Annotated in this window: 3 protein-coding genes and 1 pseudogene; 2 read left to right on the top strand and 2 right to left on the bottom strand. The window is 29.8% G+C overall.

Features of this window, described 5'->3' with window-relative positions:
* On the top strand, nucleotides 1–241 hold a 241-nt coding region (locus tag ACMOUI_RS01445), incomplete at its 5' end, for a hypothetical protein (RefSeq protein WP_418963967.1).
* An 86-nt stretch (nucleotides 242–327) separates the two neighbouring features.
* On the opposite strand, the gene ACMOUI_RS01440 is transcribed toward ACMOUI_RS01445, so the two are convergent.
* Entirely contained in the window at nucleotides 328–1,257 is a 930-nt protein-coding gene (locus ACMOUI_RS01440; RefSeq protein ID WP_418963966.1) for a DUF523 domain-containing protein, read from the bottom strand.
* A 68-nt stretch (nucleotides 1,258–1,325) separates the two neighbouring features.
* Here ACMOUI_RS01440 and ACMOUI_RS01435 point away from each other — a divergent pair, with 68 nt between their 5' ends.
* A complete protein-coding gene (locus ACMOUI_RS01435; RefSeq protein ID WP_418963968.1) occupies nucleotides 1,326–1,946 on the top strand; it encodes a class I SAM-dependent methyltransferase in 621 nt (206 codons plus the stop codon).
* 37 nt (nucleotides 1,947–1,983) lie between these two features.
* Here ACMOUI_RS01435 and ACMOUI_RS01430 read toward each other — a convergent pair.
* Nucleotides 1,984–2,336, bottom strand: a pseudogene (locus ACMOUI_RS01430) (hypothetical protein); the annotation flags it as partial.

The following is a 2,336-nucleotide window of genomic DNA, read 5'->3' as shown; positions in this document are numbered from 1 at the left end:
GAGTAAGAAAATTGTATATATTATAGTGGGATTGTTATTGGCAATGAATATATATGCAAGAGGTTTAAAAAGTAAGGAAACTGAGAATAACCAATTTTCTTTAAAAAATTCTGTAATCACTAAGACACAAGAGATATTTAGTTATGAAAATAATGTATCTAAAGTTATGCCTATTGATGAAGAAGAGCTTGCAGAGGTAAGTGGAAGAAATGTTAGTTTTATTATAAATAAAATGAGATAAACTATTTTTAGATAAAGTGTGGATAATAAAGTGAAAAAGAGAAAAGACTGAGTAGACACGGTCTTTTCTCTTTTTTTGGAAATAAATTATCTATCTGGCTTATAGTTTATAGGAGAACTTCTAAATAAAATATTTTTCTTTCTAGCTTCAATCTCTATTCCAAGCAACTCCTGAGCAATATGGGTCATATTTCTCAAAGTATGAGGTTCAAAGATATCTTTAACTTCAATATTTTCTCTCTGTTTTAACTCTAAGTAGTTAGCCCATAAGCATTTTTTAATATTATCCAATTTAGCTGGTTTTCTAAGGAGATTAAGAATTGATATTTTAAGAGCACTGTAAGTTTCATCAGATATGAATTCAGTGGAGCTTAGAACCTCTCTTATTCTATCTCTCAATGCTTGGGCTTCCTCTTCATGTAGCTCATAGAGAACATATTTAACCTTATCCCAGATATCTTTTAAAATCTCTTTTGAGTCAATATTTTGTTCTTTAATCCAAACAAAAGCTACCAGTCTTCTTTTCCAGTCCCACCATCTAATTGGACTTTGTAAATCAATAGAGCTAATTAAAAAGACTCCTTTTTCCAAAAGTAAAGCACCAAAAACTCCAGGAGGATTTCCAAGTCTCTGATTTTTTAAACTGGTTCTGTAAACCCCACAAGATGGGCTTCCCTCCATAAATATATAAGCATCTATATCAGCTCTTTCCAGAGTTTCAAAACAGGCAATAGCCCCTTTTTTTATCATATCATTTTTATTCTCGCCATCTTTGTTTTTTATATTGGCCTTTCCATTCCAAAAATCAAAACCATTTCCTCCAGAAAGTTTAATACTAGCTCTAGGAACCCCCATTCCACTCATAATTTCAGGGCAAACAGGAGTCCAAATAAATTGACCTCTATCTCTACCTAGATGTTGTGAAAGATCGATTCCTTTTCCATTGTATCTTACTTTTGAACCAAATTGACAAGCTGCAATTCCAAGTCGCAGTTTTCTTTGTAAAAGATTATCCATAGAACCTCCTTGTATATATTATTTGAATAATATATACTGTTGAATAAGAGATTTTCTTTTAGTATAAAATAAAAAGAGTTAGGAGGGTTAAAATGGAAACAAAAGATAAGTATAGTCGAATGGCCAAAATTTTTGATAAGATGGAAGAGAAGATGCCTATGAATGGGATAAAAAAAGAAGCTGTCAATATGTTAGAGGGAAAAATATTGGAGATTGGAATTGGAAGTGGAGCTTGTTTAAAATACTATAAAAAAGACTCAGATGTTACAGGGATAGATTTTTCCATAGGGATGTTGGATTTAGCTAAGAAAAAAGCCGAATTATTGGGACTAAAAAATGTGAAATTATTGGAGATGGATATTGAAAATATGAGTTTTCCTGATAATACATTTGACTCAGTATTTTCCTCATGTGTGTTTTGTACCGTACCAAATCCTGAAAAAGGAATAGACGAAGTGTATAGAGTATTAAAAAAAGGTGGAAAAGCTGTATTTATTGAACATATGAAAAGTAGTAATTTTATAATAAATATAGGGTTAACATTCTTAAATATTTTTACAAAATCAATTTTAGGAACATCTCTTTTAAGGGAGACAGAGAAAACTATTAGATATTCGGGGTTTTCAAAGGTAACTAGTAAAAATATTATGTTAGGTGATGTGGTTAGGTTAATAGTAGCTGAAAAATAAAATTCTAAGAGATAATTTAATTATCTCTTAGAATTATTTAGTCAATATTCATAACCTTATAGATATATACAGTATCGTCACTATCATTAAATCTACTGTACATTTCCTTAGCGACAATTTTATAGTTGCTATCTAAATCAACAGTTGAGTTTTTAGATAAAATATAAAAGTGCTCAGGAAGAACAGTTTCCTCATTTAAAGTGAGGATATTTTGTCCAACACTCCAAACATCTTCAATGGTAAAATCATTTGAATATATATGAAGTGATGTTTTATTCTTTTGTAGAGTTTCTAATGGAATTAAAAAATCACTTTTTTTATTACGAATATCTTTTTCAATAATCCAAGTTAAGTTAGAGTTTACTATTAATAAAAGAAAACCACTTAGAT

Source organism: Cetobacterium sp. (assembly GCF_048470075.1).
In the GTDB taxonomy this organism is placed as follows: Bacteria; Fusobacteriota; Fusobacteriia; order Fusobacteriales; family Fusobacteriaceae; genus Cetobacterium_A.
Note: the sequence above shows the minus strand (reverse complement) of the source record. Positions and strands in the feature narration are given on the sequence as shown.